Annotated in this window: 18 protein-coding genes and 1 other annotated feature; of the genes, 1 reads left to right on the forward strand and 17 read right to left on the reverse strand. The window is 47.4% G+C overall.

Annotated features, from left to right (window positions below; genetic code table 11):
* Positions 1 to 90: 90 nt before the first annotated feature.
* From carB to lspA, 8 genes are all read right to left on the reverse strand, one after another.
* Positions 91 to 3,318 carry a carbamoyl-phosphate synthase large subunit gene (carB, locus tag NSQ91_RS24240; protein WP_076185242.1) on the reverse strand — a complete coding sequence of 1,076 codons (3,228 nt, stop codon included), beginning with the start codon at positions 3,316 to 3,318 and terminating at the stop codon, positions 91 to 93.
* 1 nt (position 3,319) lies between these two features.
* Positions 3,320 to 4,501, reverse strand: a complete 1,182-nt coding sequence (gene carA / locus NSQ91_RS24245; protein WP_051491286.1) for a glutamine-hydrolyzing carbamoyl-phosphate synthase small subunit — start codon at positions 4,499 to 4,501, stop codon at positions 3,320 to 3,322.
* A 115-nt stretch (positions 4,502 to 4,616) separates the two neighbouring features.
* A complete protein-coding gene (locus tag NSQ91_RS24250) occupies positions 4,617 to 5,900 on the reverse strand; it encodes a dihydroorotase (protein WP_076128828.1) in 1,284 nt (427 codons plus the stop codon).
* 109 nt (positions 5,901 to 6,009) lie between these two features.
* On the reverse strand, positions 6,010 to 6,915 hold the full coding sequence (locus NSQ91_RS24255; RefSeq protein WP_036683376.1) for an aspartate carbamoyltransferase catalytic subunit: 906 nt from the start codon (positions 6,913 to 6,915) through the stop codon (positions 6,010 to 6,012).
* A 4-nt stretch (positions 6,916 to 6,919) separates the two neighbouring features.
* On the reverse strand, positions 6,920 to 7,483 hold the full coding sequence (gene pyrR / locus NSQ91_RS24260) for a bifunctional pyr operon transcriptional regulator/uracil phosphoribosyltransferase PyrR (protein WP_036683379.1): 564 nt from the start codon (positions 7,481 to 7,483) through the stop codon (positions 6,920 to 6,922).
* Positions 7,484 to 8,488: 1,005 nt separating this feature from the next.
* Positions 8,489 to 9,742 carry an LL-diaminopimelate aminotransferase gene (locus NSQ91_RS24265; RefSeq protein ID WP_076098555.1) on the reverse strand — a complete coding sequence of 418 codons (1,254 nt, stop codon included), beginning with the start codon at positions 9,740 to 9,742 and terminating at the stop codon, positions 8,489 to 8,491.
* 205 nt (positions 9,743 to 9,947) lie between these two features.
* Positions 9,948 to 10,919 carry an RluA family pseudouridine synthase gene (locus NSQ91_RS24270; protein ID WP_076192046.1) on the reverse strand — a complete coding sequence of 324 codons (972 nt, stop codon included), beginning with the start codon at positions 10,917 to 10,919 and terminating at the stop codon, positions 9,948 to 9,950.
* Positions 10,912 to 11,424, reverse strand: coding sequence for a signal peptidase II (gene lspA, locus NSQ91_RS24275; protein ID WP_036683603.1), 513 nt, complete (start codon positions 11,422 to 11,424; stop codon positions 10,912 to 10,914). The genes NSQ91_RS24270 and lspA overlap by 8 nt, the downstream gene beginning before the upstream one ends.
* 245 nt (positions 11,425 to 11,669) lie before the next feature.
* Here lspA and NSQ91_RS24280 point away from each other — a divergent pair, with 245 nt between their 5' ends.
* A complete protein-coding gene (locus NSQ91_RS24280; RefSeq protein ID WP_076305578.1) occupies positions 11,670 to 12,392 on the forward strand; it encodes a TraR/DksA C4-type zinc finger protein in 723 nt (240 codons plus the stop codon).
* Positions 12,393 to 12,484: 92 nt separating this feature from the next.
* On the opposite strand, the gene NSQ91_RS24285 is transcribed toward NSQ91_RS24280, so the two are convergent.
* The 9 genes from NSQ91_RS24285 to NSQ91_RS24325 all read right to left on the reverse strand — a co-directional run bounded on the left by NSQ91_RS24285 (position 12,485) and on the right by NSQ91_RS24325 (position 22,191).
* Positions 12,485 to 12,775 carry a DUF5665 domain-containing protein gene (locus NSQ91_RS24285; protein WP_282579970.1) on the reverse strand — a complete coding sequence of 97 codons (291 nt, stop codon included), beginning with the start codon at positions 12,773 to 12,775 and terminating at the stop codon, positions 12,485 to 12,487.
* A gap of 335 nt (positions 12,776 to 13,110) precedes the next feature.
* Positions 13,111 to 16,203 (reverse strand): isoleucine--tRNA ligase, encoded by a 3,093-nt coding sequence (ileS, locus tag NSQ91_RS24290; protein WP_076128823.1) that lies wholly within the window; start codon positions 16,201 to 16,203, stop codon positions 13,111 to 13,113.
* A gap of 1,274 nt (positions 16,204 to 17,477) precedes the next feature.
* Positions 17,478 to 17,752 (reverse strand) — a binding site (T-box leader).
* Positions 17,753 to 17,936: 184 nt separating this feature from the next.
* On the reverse strand, positions 17,937 to 18,449 hold the full coding sequence (locus NSQ91_RS24295) for a DivIVA domain-containing protein (protein ID WP_051491297.1): 513 nt from the start codon (positions 18,447 to 18,449) through the stop codon (positions 17,937 to 17,939).
* Between the two features lie 227 nt (positions 18,450 to 18,676).
* Positions 18,677 to 19,459 (reverse strand): YlmH family RNA-binding protein, encoded by a 783-nt coding sequence (locus NSQ91_RS24300; RefSeq protein ID WP_076129071.1) that lies wholly within the window; start codon positions 19,457 to 19,459, stop codon positions 18,677 to 18,679.
* Between the two features lie 9 nt (positions 19,460 to 19,468).
* Positions 19,469 to 19,735 (reverse strand): YggT family protein, encoded by a 267-nt coding sequence (locus tag NSQ91_RS24305; RefSeq protein WP_036683616.1) that lies wholly within the window; start codon positions 19,733 to 19,735, stop codon positions 19,469 to 19,471.
* A gap of 7 nt (positions 19,736 to 19,742) precedes the next feature.
* Positions 19,743 to 20,183 (reverse strand): cell division protein SepF, encoded by a 441-nt coding sequence (locus NSQ91_RS24310; protein ID WP_036683619.1) that lies wholly within the window; start codon positions 20,181 to 20,183, stop codon positions 19,743 to 19,745.
* Between the two features lie 11 nt (positions 20,184 to 20,194).
* Positions 20,195 to 20,881 (reverse strand): YggS family pyridoxal phosphate-dependent enzyme, encoded by a 687-nt coding sequence (locus NSQ91_RS24315; protein ID WP_036683622.1) that lies wholly within the window; start codon positions 20,879 to 20,881, stop codon positions 20,195 to 20,197.
* Positions 20,882 to 20,884: 3 nt separating this feature from the next.
* Positions 20,885 to 21,742: a peptidoglycan editing factor PgeF gene (pgeF, locus tag NSQ91_RS24320; RefSeq protein WP_076129068.1), complete on the reverse strand. Its 858-nt coding sequence runs from the start codon at positions 21,740 to 21,742 to the stop codon at positions 20,885 to 20,887.
* 104 nt (positions 21,743 to 21,846) lie between these two features.
* Positions 21,847 to 22,191 carry a YlmC/YmxH family sporulation protein gene (locus tag NSQ91_RS24325; protein ID WP_036683628.1) on the reverse strand — a complete coding sequence of 115 codons (345 nt, stop codon included), beginning with the start codon at positions 22,189 to 22,191 and terminating at the stop codon, positions 21,847 to 21,849.
* Between the last annotated feature and the right edge of the window lie 60 nt (positions 22,192 to 22,251).

Raw genomic sequence — 22,251 nt, forward strand, 5'->3', positions numbered from 1 at the left:
AGACTTAAATCCACACTCTTCATTTATTAGCCCCTAGGCATAGCGGAACGGTCTGCGTAAACGCAAACCGCCCTATACATCTTTATGAGATTAGTTTAATTGACCGACAAAAGCAGGCATGGACTGTGACGAGAAGTTGATCGTCTGCAGCATTCTGAGCAGTGCCGTTACTGTATCGAGTGATGTCATACATACGACACCATTCTCAACCGCTTCACGACGGATACGGAATCCATCACGCTCTGGTGTTTTCCCTTTAGTCAGTGTATTAAAGACGAAGTTGGCTTGCCCACCACGAATCAAGTCGAGAATGTTCGGCGCACCTTCATCCAGCTTGTTCACGTTCATTACGTTGAGACCTGCTTCTTCAAGCGCTTGAGCGGTGCCTCCGGTAGCAATGATCTTGTAACCCAGCGAGTGAAAGCCTTTCATAAGCTCAACAGCTTCTGCTTTATCTTTATCTGCCACTGTAACGATGATAGCGCCGGTTGCTGGAATTTTCATTCCTGCTCCGATTAGACCTTTATACAAAGCTTTTGCATACAATTTATCGCGGCCCATAACCTCACCCGTCGATTTCATTTCAGGTCCGAGCGTTGGTTCTACTCTACGGAGCTTGGCAAAAGAGAACACCGGCACTTTAACCGATACATAATCACTTTCCGGCCATAGACCTTCTGTATAACCGTCATCTTTCAGCTTGCCGCCGAGAATGATTTTGGTTGCCAGATGCGCCATTGGAATTCCAGTTACTTTACTCAAGAATGGAACCGTACGCGATGAACGTGGATTTACTTCAATTACGTACACTTCATTCTGATAGATAACGAACTGGATGTTGACCAGACCAATCGTTTTCAGTTCCTTAGCAATCTTGATTGTGATCTCAGCAATTTTTGCTTTCAGACCTTCATCCAGATATTGCGGAGGATATACAGCGATGGAGTCACCGGAGTGAACACCTGCACGCTCAACATGCTCCATGATCCCTGGAATAACTACCGTCTCACCGTCACAAATTGCGTCTACCTCAACCTCTTTACCTAACATGTAACGGTCAATCAATACCGGATGCTCCGGATTCACCTTAACCGCTTCTACCATGTAGCTAAGCAATTCCGCATCATTATATACAATTTCCATTGCGCGTCCACCAAGTACATAGGAAGGACGTACCAGCACCGGATATCCAAGCGATTGTGCAGTTTCTACTGCTTGATCTACGTTGATAACCGTCTTTCCTTTTGGTTGGGCAATATCCAGACGAGCCAACAAAGCTTCGAATTTCTTCCGGTCTTCAGCTTCGTCAATACTGTCTAGGCTAGTTCCGAGAATCTTAACGCCAGCCGCACTTAGTGGTGCAGCAAGGTTAATGGCTGTTTGGCCTCCGAACTGTACGATAACCCCAATCGGATTCTCTTGCGCAATTACGTTCATTACATCTTCAAAGAACAAGGGTTCGAAATACAACCGGTCCGAAGTATTAAAGTCCGTAGATACAGTCTCAGGGTTATTATTGATAATAACCGCTTCATAACCTGCCTTCTGAATCGCCCACACTGCATGCACAGTGGAGTAATCGAACTCAATCCCTTGGCCGATCCGGATTGGACCCGATCCAAGCACGATAACCTTTTGTTTATCGGAATGAATGACCTCATTTTCAGTCTCATAAGTAGAGTAGTAGTAAGGTGTAGAAGCTTCGAACTCAGCTGCACAGGTATCTACCATTTTGAATACAGGCGTTAATCCTCGCTCTAAACGAAGCGCGCGTACATCAGCTTCTTTGGTGTATTTACCGTTCGCTTGTCCTTCTGCACGTATCTCAGCAATCGCACGGTCTGTAAAACCTCTGCGTTTAGCTTGATACAAGGTTTCTTCTGATAAGCTTTCATCCCCACGGATGACCTCTTCAAAGTTGATCAGTCCCTCGATTTTGGACAGGAACCACCAGTCTACGTTAGTAATGTCTTGAATCTCTTGCAAGCCAAATCCGCGGCGGAAAGCTTCAGCGATCAAGAACAATCGCTCATCATCAGGTTTTGCCAGACGTTCACGCAGGACGCTTTCTTCCAGATCCTCAGCGCCCGGCAGACGGAAACGGTGTACACCGATTTCCAGGGAACGAATTGCTTTATGAATGGACTCTTCAAAGGTACGACCGATGGCCATAACTTCTCCAGTTGCTTTCATTTGTGTGCCCAGCTTACGGTTCGCATGAATGAATTTGTCGAACGGCCAGCGTGGGATTTTGCTTACGATATAGTCAAGTGTAGGCTCGAAGCAAGCATAGGTCTGTCCAGTAACTGGATTGACGATTTCATCGAGTGTGTAACCAAGCGCGATTTTGGCAGCCATTTTGGCAATCGGATAACCGGTTGCTTTCGAAGCCAAAGCCGAAGAGCGGCTGACACGTGGATTTACTTCGATTACATAATATTGATAGCTTTGCGGATCCAGTGCGAACTGCACGTTGCAGCCACCCTCGATATTCAGCGCACGAATGATTTTGAGTGAAGCGCTGCGCAGCATTTGATATTCACGATCGGATAACGTTTGGCTAGGTGCCACAACGATACTATCACCCGTATGCACACCTACCGGGTCAAAGTTCTCCATGTTGCAGACAACGATACAGTTGTCATTCGCATCACGCATAACCTCGTATTCAACTTCCTTCATGCCGGCAATACTTTTCTCCACCAAACATTGTCCAATTGGACTATAACGAATACCTGCTTTGACAGTCTCAAGCAGCTCTTCTTCGTTGTCGCAGATCCCGCCGCCGGTGCCGCCAAGCGTATAGGCTGGGCGTACAATCAGTGGGAAACCAATTTCCTCAGCGAATTTCATCGCTTCATCTACTGTGGTAATAATAGTGCTCTCTGGTACAGGCTGTTCCAATTCGCGCATCAAATCGCGGAACAAATCGCGATCCTCTGCTTTTTCGATGGATTCAAGCTGGGTACCTAGAAGCTTAACATTCTCTTGTTCTAGTACTCCTGCACGAGCCAATTCTACAGCCATATTAAGACCTGTCTGTCCTCCCAAAGTTGGCAACAAGCCATCCGGGCGCTCCTGGCGGATGATGCCAGTTACGAATTCAAGGGTAATCGGCTCGATATAAACTTTATCAGCCATATTGGTGTCAGTCATGATAGTCGCTGGGTTACTGTTGATCAGCACAACTTCCACGCCTTCTTCTTTCAGGGCCTGACAGGCCTGAGTTCCGGCGTAGTCAAATTCTGCGGCTTGCCCGATAACAATCGGTCCAGAACCAATTACTAATATTTTTTTAAGCTTTTCATTCTTAGGCATGTTATAGAGCTCCTTTCACGGCTTCAAGCTGTTTTACTGTAGGTTTTGGCGCCGTGATTCTGGCGTTTGCCGCAAGCTGCGCCTGGCGCGAGCTTACAGGTGTGTTAGCTTTATGATCAGCGATCATCTGTAAGAAACGATCGAATAAATAGCTGCTGTCATGAGGTCCCGGTGCTGCTTCTGGATGGTACTGTACTGAAAATGCAGGGTAACGGGTATGTTTAAGTCCTTCAACGGTCTTATCATTATTATTAATGTGAGTAACTTCTAGATCCGTGCTCTTCACAGAATCTTCATTCACTGTGTAGCCATGGTTCTGAGAAGTAATGAAGCAACGTCCGCTCTCCAATTCTTTAACCGGATGGTTACCTCCACGGTGCCCGAATTTCAGCTTCTCTGTATCCGCGCCACAAGCCAGTGCAAACAGCTGGTGACCTAAGCAGATGCCGAAAATTGGGTATTCACCAAGCAATTCCGAGATCGTCTTCACTGCGTGTGGGACGTCTTTCGGGTCCCCAGGGCCGTTGGACAGCTGGATACCATCTGGATTGAGGCGACGAATCTCATCAGCGGTTACGTCATGAGGTACAACTACAACATCACAACCGCGATTGTTCAACTCGCGCAAGATGCCAGCCTTCGCGCCGTAATCTACCAAGACGATGCGCTCTTTAGTTCCTGGGCTATTGTACATGCTTGGAGTAGATGTGCGAGCTACCTGATTGCGCAATTCTTCAATTGAGGTGTCGCCCATCATTTCCATCAATTCCTCAACACGTTTGTTAGAGGTAGTCAGGATCGCCTTCATTGTTCCGTAGTGGCGAATAATCCGCGTCAACATCCGGGTATCAATCTCGCTGATTCCAGGAATATCATATTCTTTCAGCAGGTCGTCCACACTGTATTCTGCGCGCCAGTTACTTGGAACCTCTTCATGACGACGCACTACAAAACCGTGTACGAAAGGTCGAACAGATTCGAAATCATCCCGCGTAATCCCGTAGTTCCCGATCAATGGGTACGTCATGGTAACGATTTGTCCGCAATATGAAGGGTCAGACAGCACCTCTTGATATCCTGTAATTCCTGTGTTAAAAACAACCTCGCCTGTCTTTTCACCTTCAGCGCCAAATGCGGTACCTGTAAATAAAGTTCCGTCTTGAAGCAGCAATCTCGCCTGCATTCCCTTCCACTCCTTCATGTTCTGTAGTCTAATACGTATGCCTTGCATGCCTTCCGGAGTGTACGCGTTCAAATTGCTGATCTGTAAAGATCAGCAATTTCGCCTCACCAGTCCGCTAGTTTTTCTCAGTCCATACGGCTTTGCCGTCCACCCAAGTTTTTACTGGCCAACCCTTAAGCTTCCAGCCGCCAAAAGGAGTGTTACGTCCTTTGCTTGCGAAGGAACTTGGATCTACTTCTTTTTCCTGCTCCAGATCGATCAGTGTCAAATCTGCAGGAGCTCCGATCTCCATAACCCCGGTGTTCAATCTGAATACCCGTGCAGGATCGGCAGTCATTCTTTGTACTAGTAAGGATAAATCCCATTTTCCGGTTTCTACAAACGCTGTGTATAAGAGTGGGAAAGCTGTCTCGAATCCAACGATACCAAAAGGTGCCAGCTGCATTCCCTTCGCCTTCTCTTCTTCACTATGTGGCGCATGATCTGTAACAATCATATCTAGTGTGCCATCAAGCAACCCTTCGATACACGCCTCAACATCGCGGCGGGAGCGCAGCGGCGGGTTCATTTTCCAATTGGCATCCAGGCCTGGAATATCGTCTTCAGCAAGAAGCAAGTGATGCGGACATACCTCAGCAGTTACTTTAATGCCGATCTCTTTTGCTTGGCGAATCAGCCGCACCGACTGTTCAGTACTGACATGGCATACATGGTAATGAACGCCTGTCGCTTCTGCCAGCAAAATATCGCGTCCAACATGGATCGCTTCTGACTCATTCGGAATTCCTTTGAGGCCATGCTTCTTAGCGAACTCACCTTCAGCTACACAGCAGCCTTCAACCAGCGAATTATCTTCGCAGTGGGCAATGACTGGCATATCAAGCGATGCTGCGATGTTCATTGCATCTTTCATCATTTGAGCACTTTGTACGCCCACACCGTCGTCTGTATATCCAATAGCTCCAGCTTCTTTGAGCGCCGCAAAATCCGTCAACTCACGTCCGAGCTCATTTTTCGTAATGGCTGCATAAGGAAGCACTTTAACTAGTCCTGCTTCACGCGCCTTGTCTTTCACAAATTGCACGATCTCCGGGCTATCTGTCACCGGACGAGTATTTGGCATACATGCAATGGTTGTAAATCCGCCTTTAGCAGCTGAGCGACTTCCGGTTTCCACTGTTTCCTTGTGTTCAAATCCCGGTTCACGCAAGTGCACATGCATATCAATGAGTCCCGGAATGAGCAGCTTACCTTCAGCATCAATGATCTCCGTGGCTTCTCCGATAGCTTCATTTCCGTCGATTATAGCCGAGATCACACCCTCCTGAAGTTCGATGTGTTTGCGCTCAAGCAAGCCTTCCTTATTCAATACGCTGGCGTTTCTAATAATCACTGTCATGATTCTACCTTTACCCTCAGATCACAGCTGCGGGCCCTCTCGTTATTATATAATAAAAATTCATCTTTGTGTATATTTATTAGTCTCTATACGTTAGCATTCTGTAAGCTTATAGTAAAGCTCTTTCGAGAACCGCCATCCGGACCGGTACGCCATTAGACATTTGCGGGAAAATCCGCGATTGACTGCACTCAACTACTGCATCATCAATCTCTAGATTCCGGTTAACCGGAGCTGGATGCATAATGATTGTGTCTTTGGCCAGCTTAGCTGCCCGCTCTTCTGTTAGACCATAGTGGCTACGGTAATCTTCAGCAGACAGCTTAATGCCGGAAGTATGGCGCTCAAGCTGTACTCGAAGCATCATTACTACATCCGCTTTAAGAGCTTCTTCCATAGTTACGTAAGGCGCATACTCCATAAGCTCAGGAGCCTTCATATTATCCGGTGCGCAGAACTGCACCTTGGCCCCCATTTTCGTAAGCCCCCAGAGATTAGAACGCGCTACGCGGCTATGCATAATGTCCCCAATGATGGAGACTGTCAGGCCCTTTAGTTCCCCAAAGGTTTTGGTCATGGTGTATAAATCAAGCAGCGCCTGCGTAGGATGTTCATTGTTGCCGTCGCCCGCATTGATAAGCGGTATGGACACCTTCTCAGCTAACTGCTGCAGCACACCTGCAGGCTTCAAACGCACAACTCCGGCATCGATCCCCATCGATTCCAGTGTTCGGACTGTATCGTAGATCGACTCCCCTTTTTCTACACTAGAAGCTGCAGCCGTAAAATTAAGTACTTGCGCACCTAGTCGTTTCTCTGCCATCTCGAAAGAGAAGCGTGTGCGTGTGCTGTTCTCAAAAAACATGTTAGAAATAAAATGGGAGTTCAAGATGGGCGTTAGCTTTTCACTTTGATTGTCCCAAAATGCTGTTCTGTCAAGCAGTTGGATAATTTCCGACCGGTCAAGCTCTTTGATTCCCAGCAGACTACGTTCCTTTACCTTGGTAAGTGTCATGATGTTATCGTTCCTCCCGGTTTGAAATAATGTAGACCTCATCTTTGCCGTCGTATTCCTTCAGCGCCACTTCAATCTGCTCGTGCTTTGAGGTAGGTACATTCTTACCGATGTAGTCCGGCCGGATCGGCAGCTCGCGGTGTCCGCGGTCAGCCAGTACTGCCAGTTGAATCATTCGTGGGCGTCCGCAATCCATCAAAGCGTCCATCGCCGCGCGGATGGTGCGTCCGGTGTAAAGTACATCATCGAACAAAATGACTTTCTGATCATGGATGCCAGCACTTCCTGAAGTAATAACGACGTTGCTCTTCACTACTGCTTCACTGCCTTCCACTTCACGGTCATCCCGGTAATGTGTGATATCCAGCTCACCGTATGGAATCTCGACGCCTTCAATCTCCTTGATGCGCTCAGCGATACGCTGTGCCAGATACACACCTCGTGTCCGAATGCCGACCAGCAGACAATTCTCGATACCTTTGTTCTTCTCCAAAATCTCATGAGCAATACGCGATAAGGCCCGGCGGATCGCCGTTTCATCCATAATGACATTTTTCTCAGTAACCATAATCTTGTCACCCTCCAGCTTGTTCGCCTATTCAAGTTCCCGGAAATCAAAAAACTCCTTGCCTATAACAGGCAAGGAGTGAAATCCGCAGATGAGGAAGATGACGGCCGCGCGCATAAAAAGACAGTTCCGTATTTACACACGGATACCTTTCTAAGAGTCGCGAACCTCGATTCACGTTACCTTGCCAGCCTCACAGGACTGAATTAAAGGCGCTATTCATTTAACAAGAATTATGACAGAACAACCCCCTCATGTCAACTTTCTCTGCCTAAACTTTTGCACTTCTCTTCCTTACTTCTATTAACAACAAGGGGGAAGCGGTACTCAGTATATCTGCATAAAAAACGAGGCCGGTCCCAAGTTGCCGTTTCATGGCTTTTTGGACAGCCTCGTTTATGTTCTTAACACTACTTAATGTCCAAATGATTCAAAAGGCGCACCTAGTAATGCTGAAAATGATGCAATCGTGAGGTACTTATATAGTAATTAAGGAATTTCTCCCTGAAATTCAGTGATTTCTGTTCATCAGACTTGTTATTAGGGAAAACTTCCCTAATTATTGGCCAGTTCAGTGATTAATATAGAAAACCACCTAATTATTAGGGAGTTTTTCCCTGATTTCGTACATTTAGAGCGAATATCGGCTAATTTCAGGGATTTTTTCCCTAATTAGTTTATAACTCACTCTTTACTTCGCACAAACACAGAACGCATATCGCTCACCACACAAGCCCACCGCAGAAAGTCCACTGCACAAATTCCACCGTCACAGCTACCACAAATCATCTACTGCAAGTTGTACGAAAATCAAACATAGCAGTCAACCAACCACCCACCCGAATAACAGAACACTACACTAAAATGCACTACAATACACAACACGTGGCATATAGTCATAGGGCACAGTAACATCTACAACATTTCCTATTCCATAAAAAAGAAGCTGCCCCCAAGTAGAATTCACTACTTTTGGGACAGCCTCATTAATTTCAATAACAATGCTTAAAACTCAAATTCCACATCGCTAAGACGTCTTTGAATTTCAGAGATGACACGTCTCTCTTCCTCTTCACCTTTAGCAATAAAGGTAACGGAGAAACGAACAAACGGACCTGCATCATCCCAAGGCACAGTGGAGATCAGCTTCTCACGAATGAGGAATTGGGAGAAATCTTCACCGGATTCAAAGCGACGGCCGTCTTTGATTCCCTTAGGTGCAGCGACATACAGGAAGAAGGAGCCTTTTGGCTTCTCAGCTTTAAAGCCGAGGCTGTTCAGTGCATCAACCAGCAGGTTGTGACGACGGGAGTATTTATCCGCAATCGCTTCAGTAATCTCCGGATGAGCAAGACCATAAGCCGCTGCTTTTTGAATCGCGATAAATTGGCCGGAATCGTTGTTATCCTTCACATCGCTGAAGGCTTTAACCACTAGCGGATTACCAGCCACAAAACCAATTCTCCAGCCCGTCATATTGTAAGACTTAGAAAGAGAATGCAGCTCTACACCCACATCCTTTGCACCTGGAACGGAGAGGAAGCTAAGTGGCTTCAAACCGTCATAGGTCAAGGCAGCATAAGGTGCGTCATGAATAACCACTACATCGTATTTTTTCGCCCATGCAACGACCTCAGCAAAAAACTCAGGAGTGGCACTAGCGCCCGTTGGATTGTTTGGATAGTTTAGATAAAGAAGCTTAGCTTTACGAGCAATGTCTTCCGGAATTTCATTCAGATCTGGAAGGAATTTGTTCTCCTTCTTCAGCTCCACTGTAAATACTTGTCCACCCAAATATTTAGTATGTGTACCCAAGACTGGATAACCCGGCACGGTCATAATCGTGATATCACCTGGATTGATGAAACAAGATGGCAACATAGCCAGCGCAGGCTTCGATCCGATGGAGTGAACTACCTCCGTGTCTGGATCAATTCCTTCCACCCGGAAAACTTCCCGCAAATATTCAGCAGCAGCAGTCTTGAATTCGGCAATTCCATTGTCCGCATATCCGCGGTTTTCTTCCTTCGCTGCTTCTTCAGCAAGCTTAGCTACGATACCCGCATCAGCCATCTCATCCGGCTCGCCTACGCCCATATCAATTAGTTCAATGTTAGGAAAATCCTGTTTTGCGGATGCTTTAGCACGTTTGATTTTCTCGAATTTATAAATCGAAGTGTCTTTGCCATAATTGGCACCGCCGATGCGGTCTGCAAAATTAGTCTGAATGAAGCTATCTTGGTATTGTTCAATACTCATACTGTCATCTCATCTCCTGAATATCTATTCTACTTTTAAAAGAAACGGCTTCGCCGTCCCTTGGATGGCGTATGTTTCCGGATATCCGTTTCATTATAAAAATAAGGATAAAGAATAAGGCATTACCCTTTCTTTATCCTTATGTTTTTAAATATGCCGTAAAGTAGTGTTCAATACCATAGACTAATTATCACTTCATTTGTACTTATCTGCTGCGTAGTGTGAACAGCACTTCTTCCATATCCTCTGGAATAGGTCTGCTGAATTCTTTATATTCACCTGTGGTAGGATGAACAAATCCAAGCACCGCCGCATGCAACGCTTGTCCATTCATCGTAGTGCCCTTGCTGCGTCCATATATCGGATCACCTACAAGTGGATGGCCAATGAACTTCATATGTACCCTGATTTGATGCGTGCGGCCAGTCTCCAGCTGCAGCTCCAGCAGTGTACAATCTCCGAAGCGTTCCATTACTGTAAAATGGGTTACGGATTTCTTGCTGTTCTTTTCGGTTACTGTGTATAGCTTGCGATCATGTGGATCTCTGCCAATCGGTGCGTCAACAGTGCCCTTATCATGCGACAAGTTGCCGTGTACGACTGCAATATATCGGCGCGTAACACTATGCTCTTTAAGCTGTGCGGCAAGTGAGGCATGACTGGCATCATTCTTAGCCACCATGATAAGACCAGAGGTATCCTTATCGATCCGATGTACAATACCTGGACGAATCTCACCGTTAATGCCGGACAGATCCTTACAGTGATACATCAGCGCATTTACTAAGGTGCCTGACGGATGTCCCGCAGCTGGGTGCACAACCATGCCCCGGGGTTTATTAATCACAATGACATCGCTGTCTTCATATACAACTTCAAGAGGAATGTTCTCCGCGATCAAATCCGTTACTTCTGCTTCAGGGACAACAACGCTAACCACGTCGCCTTCCGATAACTTATAGTTGGCTTTCACTGGCTTGCCATTAACCGTAACGTTACCGCCGCTGATCCACAGCTGCACCTGAGAACGGGAAATTTCTTCTTCCCATGATTCCGTAATATATTTATCGATTCGCTCCCGCGCGTTCTCTGCCGAAACGGTCCATTCCGTGACGTCCCTCTCTTCTTCGCTCGTAGATGCCGCTTGGTGATTGACGTCTTTATTCAAATCATTCATTCCCTTCTCTTACTTCCTTTGCTTCTTTCACTTCTTTTATTTCCGTAATTTCTTCGCCATTCTTAAGGTCACGAAAAGAATCCAGAAGAATCAATCCAACCCCAATGACAATACAAGAATCCGCCACGTTAAAAATCGGGAAGCTATAGCTCCCAAAATTGAACAGAAGGAAATCAACAACCTCACCATTGATTATCCGGTCCAGGAAGTTACCGATAGCTCCACCCAGTACAAGCCCTAGGGCAACAGATAACAGCTTCCGCGAGTGTCTAGTCTTGTTCAAATACCAAACGATACCACTAACCACTACAACCGTAACTAGAAAGAAGAACCATTGCTGACCTTCGAGAATCCCAAAAGCAGCCCCGCGATTGCGATGAGAGGTAATCAGGAAAAAATCTCCGATAACAGAAATCTGTTCTCCGATCTCCAGACGTGTAGCAATGAGATACTTTGTCCCTTGATCCACCAAAAATACAATAAGAGCAATCAAATAGTACACCACAGAAGTTGTCACTCCGTTCTTATTTTTCCCGCTAAATGCGGTACGAATACTGTTTAAAGACTTGTATATTGTAGCACAGCCCTTAAAGAATCGTCTATTGCGGGACATCCGCTAAGTTCAATCTTGGGGACTATTTTCCAGCGCTAAAATCCCTGCTCTCCGGTCAACCTAACAGAGAACCATCCGGTGTTATCCGGCAAGTCGGAATGATTCTTATAAAAGGTACAGAAAGGAGCTTTCTCATTATGACGCACCTGACAGTACAGCAGCTCTCAGAGCTACGCGCACGATTGGAAAAAGATCGGGATACGATTCAGCACAGGCTTCAGAATAATGAACATTACGGCTTAGATGAATCCATGCGGGATGGCTCCGGAGAACTTTCCGAGAATGACAACCATCCAGGAGATGCAGCCACCGATTTGTATAATCGCTCCATGGACATTTCACTGTTAGAGCGGGACGAGCATGAGCTGGACGATATTGAAGCTGCTTTATCTGCTATGGATAATGGCACCTATGGGATATGCAAGGCTAGTGGTGAGCCGATCCCTTTTGAACGTTTATCTGCCATCCCTTCCACACTTTATTGTAAAGAGCACAACCCGCGGCAAAACGCACCTTTCACTCGTCCAGTGGAAGAGGAGCTGTTATCTCCACCTTTTGGACGAACCAGTCTGGATGAACGCGACGATCAAAACGGTTTTGACGGTGAGGATGCCTGGCAGATTGTTGAAAGCTGGGGTACCTCGAATTCTCCCGCAATGGCGGTGGGCAACAATATTGATTCTTATAATGATATGGAGATTGAAGCCGATGAGCTGGAAGGCTGCGTAGAGCCTTGGGAGAACTTTATCGCCACTGATATCACGGGCAACAATCTAATTGTAGTGCCGGGACGGAGCTACCAGCGTTATTTGGACAGTGACGAGGCAACCCATAGTCTTGATCCTCTCGACGAAGACTAAACACAGATGTCCCCTATACAAAAACATTTAAACAGCGTACTGTTCCAGTTTTGAGGAATGGTTCGCTGTTTTTAATCTTAACGTTTCGATGGCTATTTGAATTCTAGCTGACGCTGTACGATCCGCACAATATCCGCAATATAATCACCAATGATCGGTAGATTGAGGGCGCCTAGTCCCTGAAGGATATAAATAATCGTTGCCGCAAAAAAAGTAAAACCCAGTGCAATCCCAACTCCCCGAGCTGCTCCAAATAAAATATTTCTCCAAATCAACCGCCAAGGTGAATATAGCAGATCCGTATATTGATAAATTCGGGATTTTTCCAAAATATGAGCCCACTCAAAGGTCAAACGGTACATCGTATTCATTTTTTCTTCCAGCGGAATATCCTCGGGATTACGCGGATCTGCTGTTAGATACTCAGGATTAACTTCAGGAAAAGCCTTATTCTCCTTTTCCTTGTCTGGGTTATTCTTATTGCCGGATGTCTTAATGGAGATTCTCCTCTTATTTCCCTCCACAGCTACGGCTCCTCTCATATGTCTTTCCTTCGCTACAAAGTAAACGAGCCCGGCCAAAGAGAATTCATCTCCTTAAGCTCGGGACTCGTTAGTTTTGCGCCGAAATATAAAGACTATATTTCCCGCATAAACGGAAGATCTCCGTTTACACTTATGCCGCTAGTATATGCTGTTTTGGGACAGGTAATGCAGAATTATGCTTCGATATGGATACCGATGGATTTATCACCGACTTCTACCGTCTCAAAAGCATGTTCTCCATCAAAATCAACCGTAGTCACAAGAACATTGTCTCGCAATACATTGTCAAATGCTGTAACAGCTGCTTTTAGCTCATCATCTAACTTCAAAGTGAGTGCGATCCGTTTCTCGATCGGCAGATCCAGACGTTTACGGTAATCTTGAACCGCACGAATGATCTCACGAACCCAGCCTTCTTGTTCAAGCTCAGGCGTGATTTCGGTATTGAGCGCAACCGTAACTCCATATCCGGAAGCTGCGGCGAAACCTGCTTTGGCTTGTTTTTCAACAAGCAGCTCTTCAGAAGTGATTACAAGCTCTTCACCTTCAGGTGTCGCAATTGCAATTTTACCGTCCTGTACCGCTTTGCGGGTAGAATCACTGTCGAGGCTTTTCAGGAAGCCTTGCAGGAAGCCTACATTTTTACCGTATTTTTTACCGGCTACCTTAAGATTCAGCTTGAGTGTGAAATCAACAAATCCGCTGTCACTGTTCTCCAGCACGATGTTCTTGATGTTGATCTCATCTTTGATGATCTCTTCATACTCAGCCAAATGGAAGTCGCGGTTCATCGAAACGATCAGCTCGGACAGCGGTTGACGATTCTTAATGCCTGTTTCGTTACGTACGTTACGCGCCAACTCAACGATCTGTCTTGCACTTTCCATATCCTCTTCCAGCTCTTTATCGATCAAGTTCTCGTCAGCAACCGGGTAGTCTGCCAAATGCACACTTTCTCCGCCGCCAAGGTTCGTGAAGATATCTTCGGACAACATCGGTGTAAATGGAGCCATCAAAGTTGCTGTCGCCAAAAGCACATGAGTCAACGTACGGTAAGCATCCAGTTTATCTTCACCTAGGCCACTCCCCCAGAAACGGTCACGGGAACGACGGATATACCAGTTACTCAGCTCATCCACAAAGTTCTCAATAGCTCTAGATGTATTCACGAAGTCATTTACCGCAAGTCCTTTATCCACCAAAAGAATCAAGCTGTTCAGACGGGACAGAATCCAGCGGTCCAGCTTATGTTTTGATACTTTAAAAGGATGATCGGCTGGATCGTAACCATCAATGCCCGCATACAGCGTCAAGAAGGCATGTGTATTTACCAGCGTATCCACTACTTTAGATTTCGTCTCACCTACAAGACCACGCGAGAAACGTTTATTATTCCACGGTGCACTGTCGGACAAAATAGCCCAACGGAAAGCATCCGTACCATACTCATTCATGATTTCCCAAGGATCAATAACATTGCCCTTGGATTTGGACATTTTTTGACCATTCTCATCGAGGATATGGCCTGTAGCAATTACCGCTTTATAAGGTGCTTTACCCTTGAACAAGGTGGATACTGCAAGCAAGCTATAGAACCATCCACGGGTCTGGTCGATCCCTTCACAGATCATATCTGCCGGATACTGATCATTCAGCTTATCCTCGTTCTCAAACGGATAATGGCTTTGTGCAAAAGGCATCGAGCCACTATCGAACCATACGTCGATCACTTCCGATGTACGAACCATCTCTGCACCTTCGCTAAACGGACTGCGCAGCTTGATCTTATCCACGAAAGGTTTATGCAGCTCGATATCTTCCGGAACATCACCAATCGCCATCGCTCTTAGCTCTTCAATGCTGTGTGGTGCAAACTCTTTGCCCGTTTCTTGACATACCCAGACATTGAGGGGTGTACCCCAATAACGGTTACGGCTGATATTCCAGTCAACCAGTTCATCCAAGAACTTCCCGAAACGGCCTTCACGTACATGCTCAGGGTACCAAGTTACACTGTTGTTGTTAGCAATCAGCTGATCTTTGATCGCTGTAGTGTTGATGAACCAGCTGTCTGTTGCGTAATACAAAAGTGGTGTATCACAACGCCAGCAGAACGGATAGCTGTGCTCGTATTTCTCTTTACCGTAAAGCAATCCTTTTTCAGACAAAACCTTAATGATATCCAGATCGCAATCCTTAACAAAACGTCCCGCAAAATCAGAGACTACATCTGTATACTTACCGGAATTATCAACCACATTTACGAAGCTGATGCCATTCTCACGGCAAGTCTTGTAGTCATCTTCACCATGTGCTGGTGCCATGTGCACGATCCCTGTACCACTGGAATCTGTAACGAAAGAAGCGCCTACGATAACATTGCTTTTCTCTGCCTTAATATATCCGAATGGAGGTGCGTAAGTTTTACCGATAAACTCGGAACCTTTATGTGTAGAAAGGACTGTGTGCTCACCTTTCATTACTTCTTCGACCAAGTTTTTAGCAACGATGTACACACCATCTTCTTGTTGCACACGTACATAATCCATGTCCGGGTTCATAGCTAACGCCATATGGGCTGGCAAGGTCCAAGGTGTTGTCGTCCAAGCCAATACGTAGTCTCCGCTGTCATCCAGCTTGAACTTCGCGGTTGCACTGAGATCCTTAACGGTTTTGTAGCCTTGAGCAACTTCATGTGAGCTTAGTGTAGTCTGGCAGCTCGGGCAATACGGGCTAACACGGTGTCCGCGGTAAAGCAACCCGTTCTCATGCACTGTAGCCAAGATGTTCCATACACTTTCGATATAGGTGTTATCCAAGGTTACGTAAGGATTATCTAAATCCGTCCAGTATCCGATTGCTTCTGTAAATTCACGCCATTGCTTCTCATAACCGAAGACGCTGTCTTTACATTCCTGGATGAATTTTTCTACGCCATATTCCTCGATCTCTTGTTTGCCGGAGATGCCAAGCTTCTTTTGTACGCCTAGTTCTACTGGCAGACCGTGTGTATCCCAGCCCGCTTTACGTACCACGCGGTAACCTTTCATCGTCTGGTAACGACCGATGAAATCCTTGATTACCCGTCCCAGCACGTGTCCGATATGCGGCGCACCGTTTGCTGTTGGCGGACCTTCATAGAATACATAGTTTGGACGTCCCTCACGGTTCTCCATGGACTTGCGGAACGTATTTTCGTCGCTCCATTTCTTTAATATGCGGACATCTCTTGCCCGCGCCTTTTCTCTGACATCTACTTTTTGCATGTGATGGTCAATCCTTTCATGGATTAGTCTATAAAGCTCTTTTCGATCTTCGGGCGATCCTTGCCCAGCTGGTCGCCCACCGCTCTTGCCCCGGCACCCGAGCCGCGATCCCGCAGGGCAGCAATCGCTCGGGGCGCCATACGCGACCTTGCGCAGCTGGTCGCTCACCGCTCTTGCCCGGGCTCCCGAGCTGCGATCCCGCAGGGCAGCAATCGCTCGGGGCGCCATACGCGACCTTGCGCAGCTGGTCGCTCACCGCTCTTGCCCGGGCTCCCGAGCCGCGATCCCGCAGGGCAGCAATCGCTCGGGGCGCCATACGCGACCTTGCGCAGCTGGTCGCGCACCGCTCTTGCCCTGGCTCCCGAGCTGCGATCCCGCAGGGCAGCAATCGCTCGGGGCGCCATTCCGCGACCTTGCGCAGCTGGTCGCACCGCTCTTGCCCTAGCTCCCGAGCCGCGATCCCGCAGGGCAGCAATCGCTCGGGGCGCCATACGCGACCTTGCGCAGCTGGTCGCTCACCGCTCTTGCCCGGGCTCCCGAGCCTCGTTCCCGCAGGGCAGCAATCGCTCGGGGCGCCATTTTCGCGACCTTGCGCAGCTGGTCGCTCACCGCTCTTGCCCGGGCACCCGAGCCGCGATCCCGCAGGGCAGCAATTGCTCGGGGCGCCATACGCGACCTTGCGCAGCTGGGCGCTCACCGCTCTTGCCCGGGCTCCCGAGCCGCGTTCCCGCAGGGCAGCAATCGCTCGGGGCGCCAATGGGCGACCTTGCGCAGCTGGTCGCTCACCGCTCTTGCCCTGGCTCCCGAGTTGCGATCCCGCAGGGCAGCAATCGCTCGGGGCGCCATTCCGCGACCTTGCGCAGCTGGTCGCACCGCTCTTGCCCTGGCTCCCGAGCCGCGATCCCGTTAGGGCAGCAATTGCTCGGGGGGCCAATGGGCGACCTTGCGCAGCTGGTCGCTCACCGCTCTTGCCCTGGCTCCCGAGCCGCGTTCCCGCAGGGCAGCAATCGCTCGGGGCGCCAATGGGCGACCTTGCGCAGCTGGTCGCTCACCGCTCTTGCCGTAAAGGCCCCGCAGGCGAACCCGCCAGGGGAGCCTAAGAAGGGCCGCTCCTTCAGCCACATGAATCCGTTCGTTTCCACCACCGTACCTAGTTTGCACGAGGCTTTACTTTGCGGGTGTCCAGAGGGCAGCAGCCCTTGGGGTCCCCCTTAGAAAGGGGGATTTAGGGGGATGGCCGCCCCGGAACAACAAAATAAGCGTCATCCCACCCCCAAAGGGGCGAGACGACGCTCGCGATACCACCCTAATTCTGCGCATGAGCACATCCTTAAGGGGAGTGTATTCAGCACAATCTCAGTCCTGCGCGTAAATCTTGTGCACAGGTCCGGTGTAACGTCCGGCAGACGGTTAGGCTTACGCACGATCAACGCTTCAGCTTAACTTCTAGGGGAAGATCTTCCGGCAGGGTTCGAACAATCGGCTCGCAGCAATCGCCGACTCTCTGGAGAACGTTACCTTGTCGTACTTGTCCCGTCATCGAATACATATAAACATTATACAGATATGTTCTATTTATAGACTTTTTGAATCTAAATGTCAACAACCATTCACCCAATCTAGCTATTATGAGCGTACTTGCGCATGGAGTTCACTTTATTATGGTCTATTTTATCGGAAAATAAAAATAGAGGGAATAGCTCCCTCTATTTAGCCAATTATCTCTGAAACCTTTAGATCCGATGAAGAACATCATCCTTGAAAGCTACGTTCTCGCTCGCCTCACGACTCTCTAAGGCATTCCAGTCATCCTGTGATAACAGCTCCAGCTGAGCTTCCACTAATGTCCGGAAACGAGTGCGATAGATCGAAGCTTGCTTGCGCAATTCTTCAGTCTCAATAGCAACCTTACGGGATTTGGATAACGCTTCGTTAATAATACGATCGGCGTTTTTCTCCGCTTCCTTGATAATGAGCTGGGATTCCTTCTTGGAGTTGTTCTTCACATCATCCGCCGCTTCCTGAGCGACTAAGATCGTCTTCGATAAACTTTCTTCAATATTCACAAAATGATCCAGACGCTCTTGAATAGACAAAAGCTGATTCTGCAGTTCCTTGTTCTCACGGATGACGCTTTCGTAATCCTTGATCACTTGATCCAGAAATTCGTTGACCTCGTCCTCATCATAACCGCGAAGTCTCCGAGAAAACTCCTTGTTATGTATATCGAGCGGTGTTAATGGCATGCTGTGCACCTCCTAGAAATTTCGGACCTTCTTTATCTCTAAATCGCAACTAAGCGGCAGACAAAGAAGAAAGACTGTACTTCAAGTAAAGGCAGAAGGTATTCCTGTGTTCCGCCTGCCATTCATGGTCCGCCTCTTCTTAAAAGTATCGGCGTCCAGCTTAAAAAATGTTTGATTCCCTCGAAATAATCAATTTCGACAAGTAAGACCGTATTCCTGCAAGGGATTCACACAAATTTACCAATCTGAACACGGTATCGGCCCTTTTTCGTCAAACTGCCGACCTCTAGAACCTTGAAGCGACCAAAGCCTTGAATAGATACCATGTCACCATCCTTAAGACTGCAGGATGGGTCTTCCTCCACTTTCCAGTTTACCCGAACGCGTCCAGCCTTGATGGGAGCAAGAATTTTGCTTCGGCTAAGCCGTGTTACATCTGCGGCAATGCCATCCAATCGCAGGGATGCTACAGTCAAATCCATCAATTCCAGCTTAACCTCACTATTACGCAAGGCGGAAAGGGGTAATACTTCCGTACTTACCTGTATCCGGTGCACTCCAGTTAAATTCATAGCTAAATAATCTGCAATATCAGCAGCGACTACAACATGACAACCATCGTCCAGAACATGAATATCACCAATTTTGCCTCGTTTAACGCCCAGCCCCAGAATAGAACCCATGTAGTCCCCGTGCTCCAGAGCCAGAAACTTCTGCTCCCCTGAGGTTATTGCAAGCACCTTCAGCTCCATGTCTTCCTGATCCAGGTCACGATAATCAGGAGCGACAAGCGCTCGCTTCCGCTCTGCCTCAGCATGTCCACCTTCCCATTTAACAATTACATCAGGATGGCGGTTAACTAAAGTTTGCAGAATAAAACCTTGGCGGGGATCGAGAAATTCAGTTAATTTAGTCTCATGATATTCTCCAGCGTTGGTAACCCATTCGAAGGCCTTGTCCACAAATTGACGTTCATCGGGATGAAAATGCCCGTAAACTTCGTTCTTCATCACAGTTGCCTAAAAAATCAAATGCAGGATAGATTTAAGTCCGCCTGCCGCGAATTCCAAGACAAGTAATGCAATGATTGGAGAGATATCAAGTGTACCGAAGAGCGGTGGAATAAACCGTCTGAAAGGTGTTAAATACGGCTCTACGAGTTTACTTAGCAGTTCTCCAATGAAGTTATCACGAACGTTGGGTAACCAGGACATTAGCACATAGAAAATAATCATGTAAAAATAAATGTTAAACAAAATATCGATAATGTAATCAATTTGAAGCAAAGCCCATTCACCTCATTCTGTTATAGTCTTGATCGTCACCTAGGATTTCTGTAATGGAGCCTTGAATTTCAACAGTATCTGGAGTGCACATAAATATATTGCCCCCAATTTTAGAGATTCCTCCCCCAAGGGCATAAACAGTTCCGCTGAGAAAATCAATAATTCGCATTGCTTGATCATTGCGAACACGCTGCAGGTTAATTACTACCGTCCGATGCGAACGGAGATGATCAGCAATCTCCTGTGCCTCATCATATGAACGTGGTTCATATAATACAACCTTGACATTTTTTTGCGAATGGATACTGACAACGTTGCCCCTCTGATTTTTGCGGGTTTCTACAGGGGCCGGCTCATACTCATCCTCTTCGTGGATTTGCTCCCGCTCCACAACTTCCTCTTCCTCCTGCAAGCCCAAAAAACTCATAAATCGGTTCATAACGCTCATCACGATCCCTCCTAATGGCCTACTAACACCGTACCCAGGCGTACCCAGGTGGCTCCTTCCTGTATCGCCACTTCAAAATCATTCGACATTCCCATGGACAGCTCCGTAATCGGCTCAGGTGTCAAAGCAAGTTGATTAAGCTCATCGCGCAGCTCACGAAGTCCGCGAAATACAGGACGGGTAAGCTCCGGATCACCTTCTAAAGGTGCCATCGTCATAAGTCCAATTACCTTAACGCGGTCCAAACTAGCGATTTCACGTAAAAATCCAGGTACTGCCTCAGGTGACAGACCAAACTTCGTATCTTCGCCAGAGATATTCACTTGAAGAAACACATTCACTTCCTGATCAGCGGCAAGCGCCTTTTTGTGTAATTCTTGCGCCAGAGACATCCGGTCCAAAGAGTGTATATATTGAAATTTGCCAATAACGTCTTTAACCTTATTGGTTTGCAAATGCCCGATAAAATGCCATGTCCCTTTGTCCCCTAAAACCTTCCATTTGTGCTCAGCATCCTGCCAGCGACTCTCAGCAACATGCTCTAGGCCTGCCTCCAATACGGAGGATACCATTTCCAGAGAAACATATTTCGTCACTGCAATTACCTTGACGTCATTACGATCCCGGCCGCTTGCCGCGCAGGCACGTGCTACACGTTCCTCTACCTCAGCAATTCTCTCCTGCAGTGTTAAAGACAACTTTCAACTCTCCTTTATTCCGATCCAGCTCGTCATTCTGCCTGTAATACCGTTTTCTTTGCGATAAGAAAAAAACAAATCACGATTACAGCTTGTACACCATGTTGTACATTCGATATGAGTCGGCAATATTCCTGCTTTTATCATAATGCGTCGATTCATTTCTTTCAAGTTTAGCAAGTATTTACTCTGATCAGTCTCTGAGGCTCTGTAAAGCTCCACAGCATCGAAAGTTTCTATCCCCTCATTCAAGCTGCCCTCCAGCTGCCGAACATGCTCCATCACATAATCATCCACCTCATAACAGCAGTCGCCAATGGATGGACCGATCGCTGCCACAATATCATGTGGATGGCTGCCGTATACCGTTTGCAGCTTACTCACCATGGCTGCGGCAATCTGAGCCACCGTTCCTTTCCAGCCTGCATGCGCAAGACCGACGACTCTACGCACGGGATCATAAAAATAAAGGGGCACACAATCCGCATAAAAAGAAGTCAACAAAACCCCAGGCACATCCGTCAGCAGACCATCCGTAGCTTGAAATGCCGATGCTCTGTCCTGTTGTCCCCGCCCACGGTCTACTTCCCTTACTACAGCTATCTCTGACCCATGAGTTTGTTCTCCACAGGTCCATGCTTCCGGCTTGAAATCAAGAGCTTCGGCAAGCGCTCTCCGATTGCTCAGGACATCTTCAGGAGCATCCCCAACGTGAAACGCACAATTCAGGCTGTCATAGGGCGCCTTGCTAGCCCCTCCCTGTCTACCAGTAAACCCCGCTGTAATTTCGTTATGCTCCACTCGCCAAGGCTCCAGATGGAGCATCATAAGCATTTCTTTCCCCTGCACAAACGGTTCCATTTCCTCACCTCCGCCTTAGTGTACCACATGTAAATACCCGTACAAAGTGACGGTTAAGCCTGATCGCCTAAATTCTAAAATAAAAAAACAAAAAACGCACCTAATTAATAAGTGCGCCGTTCGCTGCGATCTCCCCGTTCCAGATACATCGTTTCACGCTCTTCCTGTCCCGGAGACATCCGCGACTCTTCAATCTTCACGAGCACAACATCGGACCCGATCTTGACTATATTCCGCCATGGAATAATCAGATCTGTCCCGCCTCCGAACAATCCCATAAACCGAGTGTATCCGGGTATAACGATGGCATCAATGACACCACGGCGCAAATCAAGCTCCAGATCACTAATCTGCCCCAACCGCTTGCCATCTACAATGTTGATAACATCCTTCGTCTGAAAATCAGAGATTTTCATTTTTTTGGCAGACCCTTGATAATCCTCGTTCATCTCACCACCCCTGTACAATCCGACCTATAGTCCAATATATGATCCGGAAGCTTGTCAACA

It is taken from the genome of Paenibacillus sp. FSL R7-0048 (assembly GCF_038004505.1).
In the GTDB taxonomy this organism is placed as follows: Bacteria; Bacillota; Bacilli; order Paenibacillales; family Paenibacillaceae; genus Paenibacillus_AQ; species Paenibacillus_AQ odorifer.

Excerpts from the sequence above, each read along its gene's own strand:
- carB (WP_076185242.1), bottom strand. The coding sequence starts at position 3,318 with ATGCCTAAGAATGAAAAGCTTAAAAAAATATTAGTAATTGGTTCTGGA.
- carA (WP_051491286.1), bottom strand. The coding sequence starts at position 4,501 with ATGCAGGCGAGATTGCTGCTTCAAGACGGAACTTTATTTACAGGTACC.
- NSQ91_RS24250 (WP_076128828.1), bottom strand. The coding sequence starts at position 5,900 with ATGACAGTGATTATTAGAAACGCCAGCGTATTGAATAAGGAAGGCTTG.
- NSQ91_RS24255 (WP_036683376.1), bottom strand. The coding sequence starts at position 6,915 with ATGACACTTACCAAGGTAAAGGAACGTAGTCTGCTGGGAATCAAAGAG.
- pyrR (WP_036683379.1), bottom strand. The coding sequence starts at position 7,483 with ATGGTTACTGAGAAAAATGTCATTATGGATGAAACGGCGATCCGCCGG.
- NSQ91_RS24265 (WP_076098555.1), bottom strand. The coding sequence starts at position 9,742 with ATGAGTATTGAACAATACCAAGATAGCTTCATTCAGACTAATTTTGCA.
- NSQ91_RS24270 (WP_076192046.1), bottom strand. The coding sequence starts at position 10,919 with ATGAATGATTTGAATAAAGACGTCAATCACCAAGCGGCATCTACGAGC.
- NSQ91_RS24280 (WP_076305578.1), top strand. The coding sequence starts at position 11,670 with ATGACGCACCTGACAGTACAGCAGCTCTCAGAGCTACGCGCACGATTG.
- ileS (WP_076128823.1), bottom strand. The coding sequence starts at position 16,203 with ATGCAAAAAGTAGATGTCAGAGAAAAGGCGCGGGCAAGAGATGTCCGC.
- NSQ91_RS24295 (WP_051491297.1), bottom strand. The coding sequence starts at position 18,449 with ATGCCATTAACACCGCTCGATATACATAACAAGGAGTTTTCTCGGAGA.
- NSQ91_RS24300 (WP_076129071.1), bottom strand. The coding sequence starts at position 19,459 with ATGAAGAACGAAGTTTACGGGCATTTTCATCCCGATGAACGTCAATTT.
- NSQ91_RS24310 (WP_036683619.1), bottom strand. The coding sequence starts at position 20,183 with ATGAGCGTTATGAACCGATTTATGAGTTTTTTGGGCTTGCAGGAGGAA.
- pgeF (WP_076129068.1), bottom strand. The coding sequence starts at position 21,742 with ATGGAACCGTTTGTGCAGGGGAAAGAAATGCTTATGATGCTCCATCTG.
- NSQ91_RS24325 (WP_036683628.1), bottom strand. The coding sequence starts at position 22,191 with ATGAACGAGGATTATCAAGGGTCTGCCAAAAAAATGAAAATCTCTGAT.